The sequence below is a fragment of the Citrobacter sp. RHBSTW-00671 genome (genome assembly GCF_014103415.1).
GTDB lineage: Bacteria > Pseudomonadota > Gammaproteobacteria > Enterobacterales > Enterobacteriaceae > Citrobacter.
Map to the genome: position 1 here is coordinate 3,347,053 of NZ_JABXPR010000001.1, position 18,071 is coordinate 3,365,123.

18 protein-coding genes are annotated in these 18,071 nt (G+C 51.3%); 3 read left to right on the plus strand and 15 right to left on the minus strand.

From position 1 onward, the window contains the following. The first annotated feature begins 14 nt into the window (after positions 1–14). Positions 15–1,406, plus strand: a complete 1,392-nt coding sequence (tcyP, locus tag HV261_RS16075; protein ID WP_137383368.1) for a cystine/sulfocysteine:cation symporter — start codon at positions 15–17, stop codon at positions 1,404–1,406. 65 nt (positions 1,407–1,471) lie between these two features. On the opposite strand, the gene cedA is transcribed toward tcyP, so the two are convergent. From cedA to osmE, 8 genes are all read right to left on the minus strand, one after another. Next, the gene (gene cedA, locus HV261_RS16080; RefSeq protein WP_071887334.1) at positions 1,472–1,735 is read right to left on the minus strand and encodes a cell division activator CedA; all 264 of its coding nucleotides are present in this window, start codon (positions 1,733–1,735) and stop codon (positions 1,472–1,474) included. Positions 1,736–1,903: 168 nt separating this feature from the next. Beyond that, the gene (gene chbG, locus HV261_RS16085) at positions 1,904–2,662 is read right to left on the minus strand and encodes a chitin disaccharide deacetylase (protein WP_202038818.1); all 759 of its coding nucleotides are present in this window, start codon (positions 2,660–2,662) and stop codon (positions 1,904–1,906) included. Between the two features lie 12 nt (positions 2,663–2,674). Next, positions 2,675–4,030 carry a 6-phospho-beta-glucosidase gene (locus tag HV261_RS16090; RefSeq protein WP_202038819.1) on the minus strand — a complete coding sequence of 452 codons (1,356 nt, stop codon included), beginning with the start codon at positions 4,028–4,030 and terminating at the stop codon, positions 2,675–2,677. 123 nt (positions 4,031–4,153) lie between these two features. After that, the gene (gene chbR / locus HV261_RS16095) at positions 4,154–4,993 is read right to left on the minus strand and encodes a transcriptional regulator ChbR (RefSeq protein ID WP_137383372.1); all 840 of its coding nucleotides are present in this window, start codon (positions 4,991–4,993) and stop codon (positions 4,154–4,156) included. 13 nt (positions 4,994–5,006) lie between these two features. Beyond that, entirely contained in the window at positions 5,007–5,354 is a 348-nt protein-coding gene (chbA, locus tag HV261_RS16100; RefSeq protein WP_202038820.1) for a PTS N,N'-diacetylchitobiose transporter subunit IIA, read from the minus strand. 54 nt (positions 5,355–5,408) lie between these two features. Further along, positions 5,409–6,767: a PTS N,N'-diacetylchitobiose transporter subunit IIC gene (chbC, locus tag HV261_RS16105; RefSeq protein ID WP_202038821.1), complete on the minus strand. Its 1,359-nt coding sequence runs from the start codon at positions 6,765–6,767 to the stop codon at positions 5,409–5,411. 87 nt (positions 6,768–6,854) lie between these two features. Continuing rightward, entirely contained in the window at positions 6,855–7,175 is a 321-nt protein-coding gene (gene chbB / locus HV261_RS16110) for a PTS N,N'-diacetylchitobiose transporter subunit IIB (protein WP_003832547.1), read from the minus strand. Between the two features lie 301 nt (positions 7,176–7,476). After that, positions 7,477–7,815 (minus strand): osmotically-inducible lipoprotein OsmE, encoded by a 339-nt coding sequence (osmE, locus tag HV261_RS16115; protein WP_202038822.1) that lies wholly within the window; start codon positions 7,813–7,815, stop codon positions 7,477–7,479. A 210-nt stretch (positions 7,816–8,025) separates the two neighbouring features. Here osmE and nadE point away from each other — a divergent pair, with 210 nt between their 5' ends. After that, entirely contained in the window at positions 8,026–8,856 is an 831-nt protein-coding gene (nadE, locus tag HV261_RS16120; RefSeq protein ID WP_202038823.1) for an NAD(+) synthase, read from the plus strand. 56 nt (positions 8,857–8,912) lie between these two features. On the opposite strand, the gene ves is transcribed toward nadE, so the two are convergent. The 7 genes from ves to astC all read right to left on the minus strand — a co-directional run bounded on the left by ves (position 8,913) and on the right by astC (position 16,699). Continuing rightward, on the minus strand, positions 8,913–9,488 hold the full coding sequence (gene ves / locus HV261_RS16125; RefSeq protein WP_048211887.1) for an environmental stress-induced protein Ves: 576 nt from the start codon (positions 9,486–9,488) through the stop codon (positions 8,913–8,915). Between the two features lie 352 nt (positions 9,489–9,840). Next, entirely contained in the window at positions 9,841–10,326 is a 486-nt protein-coding gene (spy, locus tag HV261_RS16130; protein ID WP_048211888.1) for an ATP-independent periplasmic protein-refolding chaperone Spy, read from the minus strand. A 348-nt stretch (positions 10,327–10,674) separates the two neighbouring features. Next, positions 10,675–11,640, minus strand: a complete 966-nt coding sequence (gene astE / locus HV261_RS16135) for a succinylglutamate desuccinylase (RefSeq protein WP_202038824.1) — start codon at positions 11,638–11,640, stop codon at positions 10,675–10,677. After that, on the minus strand, positions 11,633–12,976 hold the full coding sequence (gene astB, locus HV261_RS16140) for an N-succinylarginine dihydrolase (RefSeq protein ID WP_202038825.1): 1,344 nt from the start codon (positions 12,974–12,976) through the stop codon (positions 11,633–11,635). Before astB ends, astE begins: the two co-directional genes overlap by 8 nt. Beyond that, positions 12,973–14,451: a succinylglutamate-semialdehyde dehydrogenase gene (astD, locus tag HV261_RS16145; RefSeq protein WP_202038826.1), complete on the minus strand. Its 1,479-nt coding sequence runs from the start codon at positions 14,449–14,451 to the stop codon at positions 12,973–12,975. The genes astB and astD overlap by 4 nt, the downstream gene beginning before the upstream one ends. Continuing rightward, the gene (gene astA / locus HV261_RS16150; RefSeq protein WP_202038827.1) at positions 14,448–15,482 is read right to left on the minus strand and encodes an arginine N-succinyltransferase; all 1,035 of its coding nucleotides are present in this window, start codon (positions 15,480–15,482) and stop codon (positions 14,448–14,450) included. The genes astD and astA overlap by 4 nt, the downstream gene beginning before the upstream one ends. Next, entirely contained in the window at positions 15,479–16,699 is a 1,221-nt protein-coding gene (astC, locus tag HV261_RS16155) for a succinylornithine/acetylornithine transaminase (protein WP_202038828.1), read from the minus strand. Before astC ends, astA begins: the two co-directional genes overlap by 4 nt. Positions 16,700–17,143: 444 nt before the next feature. Here astC and xthA point away from each other — a divergent pair, with 444 nt between their 5' ends. Further along, positions 17,144–17,950 (plus strand): exodeoxyribonuclease III, encoded by an 807-nt coding sequence (gene xthA / locus HV261_RS16160; protein WP_116360166.1) that lies wholly within the window; start codon positions 17,144–17,146, stop codon positions 17,948–17,950. Positions 17,951–18,071 lie beyond the last annotated feature (121 nt).

The window sequence follows — 18,071 nt, forward strand, 5'->3', positions numbered from 1 at the left end:
TCAGGAGAACGGGGATGAACTTTCCATTAATCGCGAACATTATCGTGTTCGTTGTACTGCTGTTCGTGCTGGCGCAAGCCCGCCACAAACAGTGGAGTCTGGCCAAAAAAGTACTGGTCGGTCTGGTCATGGGCGTGGTGTTTGGTCTCGCCCTGCACACCATTTACGGGTCCGACAGCCAGGTACTGAAAGATTCCGTTCAGTGGTTTAACATTGTCGGCAACGGATACGTACAACTGCTGCAAATGATTGTCATGCCGCTGGTTTTTGCCTCTATTCTCAGTGCCGTTGCGCGTCTGCACAACGCCTCTCAGTTGGGCAAAATTAGTTTCCTCACTATCGGAACGCTGCTGTTTACCACGCTGATCGCCGCGCTGGTGGGTGTTCTGGTGACGAACCTGTTTGGTCTGACTGCTGAAGGGCTGGTGCAAGGCGGCGCTGAAACCGCACGCCTGACCGCCATTGAAACCAATTATGTGGGTAAAGTTGCCGACCTCAGCGTGCCGCAGTTGGTGCTGTCGTTTATCCCGAAAAACCCATTTGCCGATCTTACGGGTGCAAACCCGACGTCGATTATCAGCGTCGTTATTTTCGCGGCCTTCCTGGGCGTTGCGGCACTTAAACTGCTGAAAGATGATGCGCCAAAAGGCGAGCGCGTATTAACGGCTATCGATACCCTGCAGAGCTGGGTGATGAAGCTGGTTCGTCTGGTGATGCAACTGACTCCGTACGGTGTTCTGGCGCTGATGACCAAAGTGGTTGCCGGTTCCAATCTGCAGGACATCATCAAGCTGGGTAGCTTCGTCGTTGCTTCGTATCTCGGTCTGGGCATTATGTTCGTCGTACACGGCATCCTGCTGGGTATTAACGGCGTTAGCCCACTGAAATACTTCCGCAAAGTCTGGCCGGTACTGACTTTCGCCTTCACCAGCCGCTCCAGCGCCGCGTCTATTCCACTGAACGTCGAAGCGCAAACCCGTCGTCTGGGCGTCCCTGAGTCCATCGCCAGCTTTGCCGCCTCTTTTGGCGCAACGATTGGTCAAAACGGTTGTGCGGGTCTGTACCCAGCGATGCTCGCCGTGATGGTGGCACCCACTGTCGGTATTAACCCGCTGGACCCAATGTGGATTGCCACGCTGGTGGGTATCGTGACCGTCAGTTCCGCAGGGGTTGCGGGTGTGGGCGGTGGCGCGACCTTCGCGGCACTGATCGTACTGCCTGCCATGGGTCTGCCGGTCACACTGGTTGCTCTGTTGATCTCTGTTGAACCGCTGATCGATATGGGCCGTACTGCATTGAACGTTAGCGGTTCCATGACCGCGGGTACGCTTACCAGCCAATGGCTGAAACAGACCGATAAAACCATTCTGGACAGCGACGATCACGCCGAACTGGCGCATCGCTAACAGCCTGTCTGCGCAAAACAAAAAACCGCCGGTGAGTTATGCCCCGGCGGTTTTTTTATATCCGACTAATCGCTCAGTTCATTTTCCTGGCGAATTTGGTTAGCCCAGCGCTGTGCTGACTCCGGAACCGTAAATGCAGGCGAACGCTGAAACGCCTCCCCCATTAAGACAAAAGCGACATATTTTCCGCGCAGTATCCATACGTCACGAAACGCATCCATTTTCACCGCATGCTCTGGTGGAGCGGGCTCCACGCGAGGAACATAGCTGATAACCGGACGATTTTGTTGGCGAAGAGGTTTCATAATCAGTTGCTTCACTAAAGACAAATTCTAAAAATCTGAAAAACGCTATCTTAGCTGATTTTACCCCCGGACGGTGCAAAAACAGTGAATTCGTGAAGTGGGTGGCGATAACGGGGGGAATGACAGGTTGCAGCAAATATCAATGACGCAGACAAAAAAATGCGGCCCACCAACGCGCCGCCAACTCAGGAATTAAACGTTCAGAAAACTGCCAAGACGATAACCGCGCTCCGCAATAGCGTATTTCAATGACGAAGACGTCAGTACGTCAAGCTCAGTTAAGCGGGGGTAACAGTAGGCACTTTGTCGAATGATGCCATCGATAAACGCCGGATGACACATCACTTCCAGCGAGGACTCTCCCCGGTCTGCGGACGCGTCCAGCGTCTGCAAAAACAGGGCCTCAGAAATCGCGTCGCCATAAAACTCACTGCTAAATCCCTGAGAGGTTCGCAACGTTTCCGGTAAATCAGACGCCTGGAACACCGTCTGCCGATCGATCCGCAACGCAACCCCCCTCTCCGCAGCAAAACTGGCGACAATCGGGAAAATCTGCGGGAACATATGCACGTGGTGATGACTATCCAGATGCGTCGGTTCCCGCCCGAACAGGTCAATAAAACGCTGATACTGTGCTGCCAGCTCCCGAGAAATCTCTTCCAGCGGCAACGTCTCTTCCTCTGCCATCTGCCAGATCCATTTCCCTAACACACCGTCACGCGTCAGACCCGGCATCGCCGTTAACGGTTTGCCGAGCGTCAGGACAAAGTGCATCCCAACGGCAAGCTCCGGTATATCGCGACTAAGCTGTACCGCATGCTCTATCGCCTCGCCATTCACCAGGGCCGTAGTTGAGGTGACAATGCCATTGCGACAGGCTTCAACAATGCCGTAGTTTTGTCCTTTGCTCAGGCCAAAATCATCCGCATTCACAATCAGTACGCGTTCCATAGCCAACCTCAGTTAGTGTTGTTCGCTTTTAAGCTTCTCGATGCATCCGGCGAAATTTGGCAGCCATTTTTCATGCGCCAGGATCAGCTCGCGGGCAAGAATTTCAGCATCAGTGTCTGAATGCACCAGTGGACTCAGGTTTAACGCCAGCAGTACATCATTCAACTCGCCGCTCAGTGCTGCGTTGCTCGCCGCCACTTCAAAACCTTTAATGGTATAGATAAGGCCCAGGACCTTTTCATCGAAATGGGTGATACGTGGGTGCGGCGTTGCACCATTGCGTCCCAGCGTGCAGGTCATCTCAACGGCCCAGTCCGCAGGAATATTATCAACATGGCCATGATGAGGAATGTTGACGTAATGTTCGGTCTGTTTGTCGTTATAGATAGCATTGATGACTTCACACGCGGCATCAGAGTAATAAGCCCCGCCACGCTGTTCCAGCTCTTTCGGCTTAACATTCAGCTCAGGATTTTTATACAGATCAAACAGTTGCTTCTCAACTTTCTGTACTACCTGTGCGCGTGCGCCACCTTTGTAATATTCGCCCATTTCAATCGCCAGCATCTCTTTTGGCTTGAAGTAGTACAGCAAATACGAGCACGGCAGCAGTTTCAGTGAACGAATCAGCCCTTCACTGAACGGCAGATCAAAGATGTTCTTCACGCCAGAGGCTTTCAACTGACCCGACGCTACACCGTCCAGCAATTCATCAAAACGTGACACACCGTTGACCAGAACATCCTTAATGAAGACCATATGGTTCAGACCAAACAGATCGATGGATAAATCATCACTCTGTTTCAGCTCCAGGACGTCGCTGATAAACATCTTCATACCGATTGGAATATTGCACACGCCGATAAACTTCTTGAAGTTAGTATGGCGATAGACCGCTTCAGTTACCATGCCAGCCGGGTTAGTGAAGTTAATCACCCACGCATTCGGGCACAGTTCTTCCACATCCTTCACAATGTCAAAGATCACCGGAATGGTACGTAGTCCTTTAAACAGGCCTCCAGCACCGTTAGTTTCCTGCCCCAGATAGCCATGGCTCAAAGGGATACGTTCATCCTGTTCACGGGCCTTAAGTTGTCCTACGCGCAACTGCGTGGTGACAAAATCAGCATCTTTCAGCGCTTCTCGGCGATCCAGCGTTTTGTACACTTTCATCGGGACGCCAGCTTTATCAATCATGCGCTGGCAGAGGTCAAAAATAATGTCCAGCTTCTCTTTACCACCGTCGACATCCACCAGCCACAATTCAGAGACCGGTAATTCATGATAACGCTTAATAAAGCCTTCAAGTAATTCAGGGGTGTAGCTGCTCCCGCCACCGATAGTGACGACTTTTAATTTCTGGCTCATAATTTCTCCCTTCAGTGTAAAAACACTGACACGTATTATGCTCAACCCATTCGTCAGGTATAGCGTGGTAGTCCCAGCGCTATTTTGGGCAAGCTATAAAAATTGGTTATTGGTAAATAAAATTTACTGATTAAATTCCGTTAATTTCTTACGGTAGCTATTTGGTGTAAACGACGTCAGCTTTTTAAACGTTTTAATAAACAGGCTCGGACTACTGTAACCAGACTCATAGGCAATATCAGTTACAGAATAGTTAGTCATTTCCAGCTGTTTTTTAGCAAAATTAATGCGGATTTCATTAATAATCTGCATTGGCGTTTTACTGTAATAACGCTGGGTTGCACGGGTCAGATACTCCTGGGATTTTGCGGACAGGTGTACCATATTTTCCAGCGCATTTTCGCTGAACTTCCTTTTGTCATGCATGCTTTCCACGGTAGTTTTAAGCCATTGTGGAATATCATCCAGCACCTGTTCTTCCCGATGATGGCGTAACCGATTAATAATATAGAAGGTGACCACTTCTACAAATTCATCCAGTCCGCTTTCACGAAAGTTCAGTGATGCTATAACCGTTTCGATGTAGGTAAGAAACGAGCTGTTCGCCCGATACACCTGCGATGCAACAAAACAAAATGGTAGCAACGGGTGGTAGTGCTGTTCAAAAAAACGTTTACTGATACCAACGTTAAGAATTCGCGTCGCGCCGAAATCATAGAAACTTTGATGATGCGATCCCAACGGGATAAAGACAAAGTCTCCGCGCTCAAGCAGTACACGCTTACCGTTGATCTCCTGATAGTAACGTCCCGTTAAGACCAGGGTAAATTCGTAGTAATCATGCTGATGCAGCCCACTGATGCTCTCAGTTTTGTTATAGATGAACACATGAAAATTTTTGCCATTAAAAAGCTGCTGCTCATAGACGGTTTTGATTTCCGGTGCGTTAATCTGTAGCTGCATTCTGCACTCCTCGCTATTTCAGCTTCTCGTGAAGCTCAATCAGTTCTGTCACCAGTTCACGTGCCAGCATCGACGTCATCAGGTGGTCCTGTGCATGGACCAGCACCAGGCTGACTTTCATTTTACCTTCACCCTGATCGCCTTCAATCAGTTTGGTCTGGACAAGGTGTGCTTCGTTCAGCGCCATGCGAGACTGTTCCATCATGCTCTTCGCTGACTCAAAATCACCCTGTTTGGCCAGTTTGAGCGCGCCGTACGCCAGACTACGTGCCTGACCCGAGTTGATGATGAGCCCCATCACCACTTCTTCAAGCTCTTCAGCCTCTGACTGCGTATCGACGATATTTTCGATATCTAACATACTCTTTTCCTCTGGTTCAGTCCGGCATGGCCGCATAGCCATGCCGGATTAAATTTAGAATTTCAATGCGTTAGCGATATCTTCTTCGCTTTCTTCTTTATCAATGACGTTCTGAGCTTTGTTGGCGACGACCACGAATGGCAGGTACACCAGCGTTGCGATACCAAGGTTAAACAGTGCGACCAGCAGAGCAGCGACGCTACCATTGGTGTTAAAGAATGCGCCCAACCCGGTTGGCATCGTCCACGGTGCAATGTTGGTAATCGGTGGAATAATGCCTGTGTAATAAGCGGCCAGTGTAATCGCTGCCAGAATCGGCTGAACCAGGATGAACGGAATAAACATAACCGGGTTCATGATAATCGGCAGACCGAACAGAATGGGTTCGTTAATCTGGAACAGACCTGATGGCAGTGCCAGTTTCGCTACCTGACGATAATCAGCGCGACGAGAAGCCAGGAAGATAGCAATAATCAGACCCAACGTTGCCCCACTCCCTCCCAGGAAAATATAGGAGTCCAGCATCGGCTTCGCCCAGACGTGGAACGTCTTACCCGCTTCCAGTGCCGCGTCTACGGAACCAAACTGTTGGTAGATAGCGATGTTTTCCAGCGCCCAGGGGGTCATGATACCGCTGTCCAGTGCAGTCAGTGCCAAAGAACCGTGAATACCGAAGAACCACAATAGCGGAACAAAAATCACGTACGCCCAACCCACCACGCTACCCAGTGACGCCAGCGGAGTTGAAATGGAATCCATGATGATCTGGTGGAAGTTCGTTCCCCAGGTGTTCAACGCCCAGGCGATGATCCCCATAATAGAGAGGATAATGAAGCCGGGAATCAGTGCAGAAAACGAGCGAGAAACAGAAGCCGGAACGCTATCAGGTAATTTAATAACCCAATTACGATGCACGACGAAGGTGAACATTTCCGCGACCACCAGGCCGATAATAATACCGGAAATAATGTTCGCACCGCCCAGCCAGTTAGCACCCACGGCATAGGCCTCGCCCACGCTGTAAGGTGTGACTGTCATAAATGCGGCGACAGATAATAATCCAGCAGCCAGTGCATCGACTTTGCGTTCCTCCGCCAGCGCCATACCGATAAAGAATGGCGCCATCAATGACATAATACCCAGCGTACCGTTATAGACGTTCCCACCGATGCCTTTTAAACTATTTAGCGTTTCAATAGTTGAAGCATCAAGTCGAATGCCCATGGAATAAAAAAACGACCCCTCCCCAAAGCTCAGGAAAACGTTATTGATTAATACAAACATTGCCCCTGCGAGGGTTAACGGCATTAAACGAATAAAACCGTTTTTGATTGCATTAACGTGTGGCTGCTTTCCAATTTTTACAGCAAAAGGAAGGAGTACCTTTTCAAGTGAAGCAATAGCGTTACTCATAGAAAAATACCCTTAAATACCGCAATTAACAATTGCGGTGAATGTTAATGAAATAACTCTTTGACGGGAAAATTTAAAATAAAATAATTAATTTGCTGCGGCTTTTTTAATTGCTGCAACTGCAGCCTTAAGCACGCCTAAACCATCGACTTTGCCATACAACAGCGAGTCAATCACTTCTACAGGTTTGTTGGGTAACAAACGCTGAATTTCGGGCAACATATAAGCAATCTGTGGACCTAATAACACAACATCGGCTACCGGGCCTTTTTCTCCGGCCAGCGTTTCGGGAAACGCTTCAATGATAACCGGCACTTCGTATTTTTCAGCCTGAGCACGCATCTTCGAGACTAACAAAGAAGTCGACATGCCCGCAGAACAAAACAGATAAATGTGTTTCTTTTCCATTAAAACGATCCTCATGTGCGATTATCTGTGTACCAGACACTCCGCAAGCCATAACCTGCATCCATGCTCTGGGTAACTTGCGTCAGCTAAATTACTTTTTTAGGTGGCTGAAATGAGTATACGGGATTGCACCCGCGGATGGTATTTCATTGACCAACTAAATTGTCTCTCCTTGACCTGTGGTTATGACACCCCTCACACTTCGGGCAAATAATTCGCGACAATAAATAAGATCGTGTGGCACAAAAAAACCGGCACAGCGGCCGGTTCGTCAGAGTGCTCAGGCAATAAACAGATACAACTACTTCGCAGACTGCGGGTCGGTGTCGTACTCCGCACAGGTCTGATAGCCGGAATTAATCACGTGCCCAGTATCATCTAATGCAACAAAATAGGTCTCTGCTTTACCATCTCGTTGACCCAGGATGTAGGTCTGACATGTACCACGCGCATGGATCATGCTGACTTCAGATGACGGTTTGCCGGCAATCTGCGCCACTTGCGCCCGGCTCATCCCTTTCTTCACATCTTTCACCACGGGCTGCACAAATTGGTCTTTGGTACGATCGTAAGCCGTACACCCTGCCAGCATAGTCAATACCGCCGCTGCGCTCAGAATTCCTGTTAGATTCTTGTTCATATTCCGTCCTCTTGTTTTTCAGCGTGTTATATAAGCCTGGAGCACAACAACGCATTTTTCAAGCTGTCAGTGGATACTCGGGTCATTTCAGAAAATTCTATCAAAACAAAATGATGTTATATCCGGCTGCATCCCTTGTCGTTTGGGCGTCAACGCGTTAGCTTTAACACATCGTTATTTTTGATCATTTCATTTTTTGGAGGGGGTTAAATGACTCTGCAGCAAGAGATAATCCGGGCACTTGGCGCCAAACCACACATTAATGCAGAAGAGGAAATTCGCCGCAGCGTGGATTTTCTGAAATCGTACCTCAAAACCTACCCTTTCCTTAAATCACTGGTGTTAGGGATTAGCGGTGGGCAGGACTCCACCCTGGCCGGAAAGTTATGCCAAATGGCGATTTCCGAGTTACGTGAAGAAACAGGTAACGATGCTTTGCAGTTTATTGCCGTGCGCCTGCCTTATGGTGTGCAGGCCGATGAACAGGACTGTCAGGACGCGATCGCGTTCATACAACCTGACCGTGTACTCACCGTCAACATCAAAGGCGCGGTATTGGCCAGCGAGCAGGCATTGCGGGAAGCAGGTATTGAACTGAGCGATTTTGTGCGCGGGAACGAAAAAGCCCGCGAGCGTATGAAGGCACAATACAGTATCGCCGGAATGACCAGCGGTGTTGTCGTAGGTACCGATCACGCCGCAGAAGCCATTACCGGATTCTTTACTAAGTATGGCGATGGCGGTACGGACATTAACCCAATATTCCGCCTCAACAAGCGCCAGGGTAAGCAGCTTCTTGCGGCATTAGGTTGCCCTGAGCATTTATACAAGAAAGCGCCAACCGCTGACCTCGAAGACGATCGTCCCTCTCTGCCCGATGAAGCCGCATTAGGCGTTACCTACGACAACATTGACGATTATCTGGAAGGAAAAACGTTGGATGCCGACGTTGCGAAGAAAATTGAAGGCTGGTACGTGAAGACAGAACACAAACGCCGCCCACCGATTACGGTGTTTGACGACTTCTGGAAAAAAGCGTAATTCGCTGATTTACCCGGCCGGATAACCACAAAAGGGTTTATCCGGCCCAAACGACGTCATTGCACCGAATCAGGCGAAAAACCAGGCTTCCAGTTAATCTCACTAAACAGCAACTTCCCCTCGCGCTCCAACAGTCGCAACGTATGCTTACCGTCATGCCAGCACGCCCCCTGGTCAGCCGTCAGCAACTTATCCCCCAGTTGCCAGGCTCCGCTAATCACAAATACCACGCCGCCACGCGAACCAAAGGTCGTAAACGTCCGGTCAGCCACACGAACTTTCGCCTGGCAAACATCCCGACGAGTCATGATATTAAAATCCATCGACATCTGCCCTTCCGTCAGCTTCGCTTTTACCACGCGGTCGCCGGCGAAAGTAAAAGGCTGATGCTGTTTTAGCGTATGCGGTAGCGTGTTAGCGCCTTCCAGCGTGACTTCTCCCCCTTCGAGCAGCGTAATAACGCGCTCAACGCCGGGGAAGAGTGAAAACTCGCCGTTCGCAGCAATGGAGGCAATACTCGCCCGCCAGTGAAAGTCGCGCGTTGCTGGCGGAAAACAACATATTTCACGCGTTTCTCCCGCACCATTACGCCAGAGATTAACCGGCATTTTGCGGATATCAAAGTACTCCATCATCCCTCCAGAAAGGCACTGTGCGCCGACATGCCGTCATCAGGCAGCCAAATCATCATTGTTATCATTCACCCTGCTCGTTGTTATCGGCAGCAGAGTTGATTTGCCTTAGCGATGACCATGGCGTTTTGCAAGAAAGTTTAACGCGCTGATCCAGGTAGCATTTTCGCGGGCTTCAGGAGCATAACGTGTCCGAAGCGCTGTGCAAGAGGTCGGAAAGAAAAAACCGCCGATCCTGCCCACATCGTTAAACGTGTTGTGGACAAGGCCGGCGGTCTTAAGTTTTTTTTCACGCTGTCCGGGGCAATCTGCTCCGACACAGCGTGAATGATTGAGTATAGACGCCTACCGATTATTCGGCAGCCTGTGGCATTTTACCTTTCTGCGCTGCACGTTCTGTCAGACGCTTCTCAAAATTGGCATTAAACTGTTTTTTCTGTTCCGGGGTCAGAATGTTATAAATTTTGTTCTGCGTTTCCATATGCGCCAGCATGTTAGCTTTGCGCTGCTCTTCCATCTTCGCAATCTGCGCTTCAGCTTTCGCTTTATCGAAGCTATCGCTGGCGATGATATCGTGCATTGCACGGCGTTCTTCCAGCGGAGGACGTTTCATCTGATCGCGCTGACCTTTCATGATGTCGCGGATCTGCTGTTTCTGTGCATCGGTCAGGTTCAGGTCTTTAAACATCATGTCATGATGCGGGGCAAACTTACCGTTGTGGTGCATCATCGGTTTGGCATCTGCCGGAGCGGCTGTGGTAGCGTCAGCGGCATGAGCCAGGTTTGCAGCGCCCAGCGCCAGGGTAGAGGCAACAAACAGAGCAGTCAATTTACGCATAATTTCTATCCTTCCTTTCAGTTATTCTTACGACATTCATGCGATGCTTATGCAATGTGATGTCGTGTTGACGGGATTAACTTTACCGGCTTAAGCGTCAATTAATCAGAGCAACGGTAAAACAATGAAAGTGTAAAAAACAAACTTTCATCAATTATGAAGAAAAAAAGAATAAATTGCGGAGAGTTGAAATAAAAAATTACAACAGGATGATTTTGAAAGGATTATGAAGAACTATACCTGAACTCTGGTTATTAAGAAAGCAACTTACCAGGAATAATCCGTAATAAATATAAACAGCACGCAAAAATAAGCCCTCAGAGATTAACCCAAGGGCGGATATATCTTTTACACCCTTTCCAGCATCAGTCCCGCGCGTAAACCACAGGCCACATTTGGATTAGGAAAGAGAACATATTCAACGCTATGGGTGACGATAAAACGTTCATCACCATCCTGAGCCAGCACGGTTCCCTCTTTAAACGCGGTAAAGTTCAGCGTCTGGTTGTCCATGTAGAGAATGAAATCGTCGCTGCGCCGTGTAATTTGCGCCACCACGCGATAGCGTAGCGGCGGCGTCTCAGCTGCCGCTACGGGGCTGCCTGCCAACAACATTGCCAGCGCCTGCGCAGTGTGAGCAAACTGTGACAGGTTGTTTTGCCCAAACGGCAGCGCCTTGCCCAGCTCCAGCGTGCAGGCCAGCGCGCCAAAATGCTCCCCACTAAAATGGGTAAACGTTCCGCCTGGCGCCTGGTGGAAAACCAGAGCCTCAAGCCCCGCATCCCCCAGCCAGTGAAGAAACGCCTCATCCCATGCCACATCACGCTGCGGTAGCACGCCAAAACGCAAATGATGTGACCCGCGAATAGCCGTGTGGAGATCGAGATGCCAGCGAACAGGTGCCTGTGCCCGCGCGTAAAAATCTTCCAGACACCGTTCAAGCTCGCGGGCACGCCGTGTTTCACCGCTCTCATCGAAGAGCTGCCAGCGACCGCCAAACATACGATTCAGGTCGCTATGACAATAGCGTTTGCCCGCAGCTAACGCCTGCGGATTGCCCAGGATCACCAATAGCCGCCATGTCAGCGGCAGCGTGCCGCTAAACAACCCGGACAGCAAGGTGTCCAGTATTTCTACTGGTGCGGTTTCATTACCATGAATCCCCGCAGACAAAACCAGCGAACGCTCAACCGGAACAACCGGCGTCAGCTCCAGCATGCCATGCCCAATCCATTGCCAGTCAAAACCGTGAACTTTCCCCCGGGAGGCATCTGGCGAGTCCCCCGCAAGCGTCAGCGCAAGGAAATTATCCATGACGTGTACGCTCCTGCTGGAAGGGATACACCGAACCGAGTTTGAGTAATTGTGTCAACGTATCCAATGCTTCACGCCCTTCGCGCAGCAACTGCGGATCAGCAAGATCGGCTGCGGTAAGGCGATCGCGATAGTAACGATCAACCCAGTTATTCAGCGTGTTAAACAGCACATCATTCATGAGAACCGCCGGGTTCACCGCCTGTTGCTCCTGTGGGGTTAACACGACCCGAAGGCGCAGACACGCCGGTCCACCACCGTTAGACATGCTTTCGCGCAGATCGAATACCCGTAGATCGTCAATCGGGTTGTCATCTTCAAGCAGACGGTTTAAATAATGCCATACCCCTGCATGCTCCCGGCATTCCTGCGGCAAGACCAACATCATTGAACCGTCATCACGACTGAGTAGCTGGCTGTTAAACAGATACGTTGCCACAGCATCCTGCACTGACACTTCCGCCAGGGGAACTTCCAGCGCCGTAAATCCCGCCACCTGGCTACGCAACTGCTGTAACAACGCCTGCTGGTTGGCAAACGCCAATTCATGACAAAACAGCACCTGACGATTTGATACCGCAATAACATCGTTATGAAACACCCCAAGATCGATAACATCCGGGTTTTGCTGAGCAAAGATAATCTGCTTAGGGTTCACCTGATTCAGGCGTGCAACAGCTTCGCTGGCCTCACGTGATTGCCTCGCCGGATAACGCTTCGGCTGCGCGCCGTTGCCCTCTTGCCGACCATAGACAAACACCTGCACGCCGGGATCACCATAATCACCGCCGAGGCGGTTATGGTTAGCCGCACCTTCATCACCCAGTAATGCAACCTGTGGCAATGCGCTATGGACCGAAAAGCGGCTCTCATCGCGGAAGATTGCGCTTAGCAACGCTTCCGTGGTCGGAGCCTCCAGCGAACGGTGAAACTTGTTATTCAGGTTGGCGACGGTCAGATGCACTTTCCCGTCCAGCGAATCTGCCGAAGGACAGACCGTTGCCGCATTCGCCACCCACATCGGCGAAGCGGAACTGGCACTGGAGAGCCAGTGAGGTGCCTGCTGGGCCACCTTTTCCAGCACCTGTTCGTCACTGCCGCTAAACCCCAGTTGGCGCAGCACGGGAATATAGGGACGCTCGTGAGGCGGGATCACCGCCTGCGGGAATCCGGCATCGGCCAACGCCTTCATCTTCAACAGGCCCTGTTTCGCTGCCAGACGGGGATTCGACACCTGGAAACGGTGCCGGGTTGAGGCCTCATTACCAAATGACAGCCCCGCATAATGGTGAGTCAGTCCCACCAGGCCGTCGAAATTTACTTCACGCGCTTTCATGGCTTATCCTCGCGTGAAAAATCGAGTCCTGGGCTAAGCGCTGTCGGCAGCGTCAGGGTCGGAGATTCCAGGCTCGCCATCGGCCAGGCGCAATAATCTGCGGCATACCACGCACTGGCGCGATGGTTGCCTGAAGCACCAATCCCACCGAACGGCGCGGTGCTTGCCGCCCCGGTTAGCGGCTTATTCCAGTTGACGATGCCCGCACGAGCTTCCAGTAGCAATTGGTCAAACTGATTGCGATCCGGTGAAACCAGCCCGCACGACAAACCAAAGCGGGTATTGTTGGCCATGCGAATCGCATCATCAAAGCTGTCATAACGCCAGACACCGAGCAGCGGGCCGAAGACCTCTTCATCCGCGACATTCGCCACGCCGGTCAGTTCAATAATGCCGGGGGTCAACAGTGAAGTTCCCGCTTGTACCTGGCGTGGTGCCAACAGGGTTCGCCCTCCCTGCGCTGCAAGGCGTTGCCAGGCGTCACAAACATGTTGCGCGGCCTGTTCAGAAATAAGCCCGCCAATAAACGGCTGCGGTTGTGCATCCCAGTTGCCCGGCATTAAACGCTGGCTGACGTCCACCAGCCGCGCCAGAAACGCATCGCCCTGCGCCCCTTTTTTAACCAGCAGACGACGGGCGCAGGTACACCGTTGCCCGGCTGTAACAAATGCTGACTGAATAGTCAGATGTACCGCCGCATCAATATCTTCGGGGTTCTCGATAATCAGCGGGTTGTTCCCGCCCATCTCCAGCGCGAGGATCTTTTCCGGCTGGCCAGATAGCTGACGATGCAGCTGATAACCCGTATTGGCGCTACCGGTAAACAACAGACCATCAAGGTCCTCCAGCGCACTCAGTGCCTGTCCTGTTTCACGCCCGCCCTGTACCAGGTTCAATACGCCCGGCGGTAATCCCGCCTGTTCCCACAGTTTGATCACCGCCTCACCGGTCCACGGCGTCAGCTCGCTGGGCTTGAAAATCAGCGTATTGCCAGCCAACAGCGCCGGAACGATATGACCATTAGGTAAATGACCGGGGAAGTTATACGGGCCAAACACGGCCAGCACACCGTGTGGGCGATGGCGTAACGTCGCTGCGCCATCTGGCAGCGCGTTATGCTGTTCACCGGTACGGGTGTGATACGCCTTCACGGAGATGGCAATTTTATTGATCATTGCCGTCAGTTCGGTTGCAGCTTCCCAACGCGGCTTGCCGGTTTCCCGTGCAATGATCGCCGTCAGTTCTGCTTTATTACTCTCCAGCAGCGTCGCGAATTTCTCGACAATGTCCTGGCGGGCGGCAAAAGCCTGTTTCGCCCAGCCCGGAAAAGCGGCCCGCGCCGCCTGGCATGCCAGTGCTACCTGAGTCGCATCGGCATCATTGCCTTGCCACAGCACATCCCCGCTCACCGGGTTCGTTTTCACCCGTCGTGCGCCCAGCCCGGTCACCCAGTCACCGTTTATCCATAATGTCATGCTGCTTTCTCCTCTGCACAAAGACGCACAAAACGTACATGGTCACCCGCGTGGCATTTCAGGGCGTCCAGTTGCGCTGCCGTCAGCACCAGTCGTTGGGTATTCGGGTCGGCACGCACTAACATGACGCGGAAGTTTTGGTAATTTTCATTAGCCACCAGGCAGGCAGGATATTCGCCCGGTGCAGGTTGACCTTCAGCCACCTCCACCAGTCGACTTTTGCGGATAGCGCGTACCCGGTCGATATCGCATTCCAGCGTCGGCCCACCGTCGAAAATATCGATATAGTTGCGGTAGCGAAATCCTTCTTTCTCCAGCACCGCACGGGCTGGCGCCGTTTGCGGATGCACTTCGCCAATCACACTTTGCGCTTCTTCCGACAGGAAGTGGGTGTATATAGGATGTTTAGGCATCAGCTCTGCAATAAACGCTTTTTGTCCGGTGCCACAGAGAAAATCTGCGCGGCTGAATTCCATCGAGAAAAAACGCTTGCCAAGGCTTTGCCAGAATGGCGAATAGCCGTGTTCATCAATGACACCCCGCATTTCTGCGACGACTTTTTCGTTAAAACGGTCACGAAACGCCGCCATAAACATAAAGCGCGACTTCGACAGCAAATAGCCGTTACCTTCTTTACGCCAGTCCGGATCGAGAAACAGGGTGCAAAGCTCGCTGCTTCCGGTGTGATCGTTACTGAGAAACAGCGTCGGCAATGCGTTATAGACATTCAACTCTTTCGAAGCATGAACCAACGTGCCAACACGGTAGTTGTACCAGGGATCGTTAAGCCCTACCGCCACTTCAATCGCACAAATCCCCGCCACGGTTCCGGTGGTACTGTCTTCCAATACAAAAACGTAGCCCTGCTCGCTTTTAGGCAACTCGCCTTGCCAGGTTTTCAACGAACGATCAATACGCGCCGCCAGCGTGGCTTCATTTGCAGGCAATGATGTCAACCCACCACCGGTCTTACTGGCTAGCTGCATTAACGCAGCGATATCCGCGTGTTCAATGGGACGGATCACCATCATGATGAACCTCCTGCTTTAATGCGTTCGCATGCCAGCGCAAAACGGTCGAGCCCGGTTGCCACCTCTTCCTGGCTGACGTTTAGCGCTGGCGCAAAACGCACCACGTTAGCGCCAGCAATCAGTACCATCACGCCTGCATTGGCCGCTTCTTGCGAGATCTGTTTCGCTTTTCCGGCAAATTCCGCATTCAGTACACAGCCGATCAGCAGCCCAAGACCACGGATTTCACTAAACAAACCAAAACGTTCGTTAATGGCGTTAATACGCTCCACAAACCAGTCATGACGTTGTTTCACACCATTGAGGACTTCCGGCGTGTTAACAATTTCCAGCAGCTTACCCGCCACGGCAGTAGCTAATGGGTTTCCGCCGTAAGTTGTGCCGTGAGTGCCCACGGTCATCACGCTGCTGCAACGTTCGGTGGTCAATAACGCGCCAATAGGGAACCCACCGCCAAGCGCTTTGGCCGTCGTCAGCAGGTCTGGCGTCACACCGTAGTGCATATAGGCATACAGTTCGCCGGTACGCCCAACGCCGGTCTGTACCTCATCAAAGATCAGCAGCGCATTATGCCGATCGCATAATTCACGCAGCCCTTGTAAAAATGCGGTGGTTGCCGGCACGACGCCGCCTTCCCCCTGCACTGGCTCCACAATAACCGCACAGGTGGTGTCATCAATCAATTGGCTGGCGGAGTCGAGATCGTTATACGCCGCGTGACGGATATCCGGCGGCAGTGGTGCGAAATCCTGTGAATAGGCTGGCTGCCCCCCGGCACTGACGGTAAACAGTGTGCGACCGTGGAAGGCGTTTTTAAATGCCACAATGCCGCTTTTTTGGCTGCCAAATCGATCGTGGGCAAATTTACGCGCCAGTTTTAGTGCAGCTTCGTTAGCCTCCGCGCCGGAGTTGCAGAAGAAAACCCGCTCAGCAAACGTCGCGTCGATAAGCGTCTTCGCCAGACGCAATACCGGTTCGTTGGTGTAACCGTTGCCGGTATGCCAGAATTTGCTGGCCTGGTCATTTAATGCCTCACGCAATGCCGGATGTGCATGCCCCAGTGCGTTAACCGCAATGCCTCCCGCGAAATCGATGTACTCTTTACCCTGTTGATCCCACAGACGTGAACCTTCACCGCGCACCGGAATAAAAGGCGCTGGAGCATAGACAGGCATCATCCATTCATCAAAATTTTCACGCGTAACTGACAGAGACATAGCGACCTCAACGGTAAATAAAAGGTTATTTATATGTTAATAAATATAGTGTTTGCGGTGTAAATGTAGATTGCAGGGTTCGTGCCAGCCAGCGGAAAAAGTGCATAAACGGGGTCAGAGAACGGAATATCAACAAGTTACAGCACGGCGATATTCACCATATGTGCATATAAAGTGAATATGTTTGCGCACCAGCGGACTAAATAGAGGAAAAACCGCAATTTTATTCAGTCGCCAAATATAATTCTGGAATTGTGATCGTATACGAAATTTATCGGAAATTATTGCCCCATAGCGACGCGCTTCGCGCCAAAACGGTGCAGTTTTTGCTCCATCGTTAACACCATTAGCAATCATTGTTGGAATCAGGTGACAAGAAGCAGTCAGTTCGTCGAAATTCTGCTACCATCCTTGCACTATTCATCTTACAAAGTGGCAGCGACTATGAAATTTGTCTCTTTTAATATCAACGGCCTGCGTGCCCGTCCTCATCAACTGGCAGCCATTGTCGAAAAACACCAACCGGATGTTATTGGCTTACAGGAGACAAAAGTTCACGACGATATGTTCCCGCTCGAAGAGGTAGCAAAACTGGGCTACAACGTTTTCTATCACGGACAGAAAGGCCATTACGGCGTGGCACTGTTGACCAAAGAGACACCGATTGCAGTGCGCCGTGGTTTCCCGAATGATGACGAAGAGGCTCAGCGCCGTATCATTATGGCGGAGATCCCGTCTCCGCTTGGCAACATCACCGTCATCAACGGCTACTTCCCACAGGGCGAAAGCCGCGACCATGAAACCAAATTCCCGGCGAAAGCGGCGTTCTATCAGAACTTACAAAACTATCTTGAGACGGAGCTGAAACGCGATAATCCGGTGCTGATCATGGGTGATATGAATATCAGCCCAACCGACCTGGATATCGGCATCGGCGAAGAGAATCGCAAACGCTGGCTGCGTACCGGAAAATGTTCCTTCCTGCCGGAAGAACGTGAGTGGATGGAACGTCTATTAGGTTGGGGGCTGGTGGACACCTATCGTCACGCGCATCCTGATAAAAACGACCAGTTCTCGTGGTTTGATTACCGCTCGAAAGGCTTCGACGATAACCGTGGTCTGCGTATTGACCTACTGCTGGCAAGCAATCCGCTGGCGGAACGCTGCGAAGAAACGGGTATCGACTATGAGATCCGCAGCATGGAAAAACCGTCCGACCACGCGCCAGTGTGGGCAAAATTCCGCGTCTAATCATCTGCATTTTTTCGCTCTCCGGGCCTCGCCTGGAGAGTCAGTATATTCTGTGCAAAATCAATAAAGCGACGGTAATACATTGTTGCGAGCGGGATTTTAATATATCTTCGCGCGCACT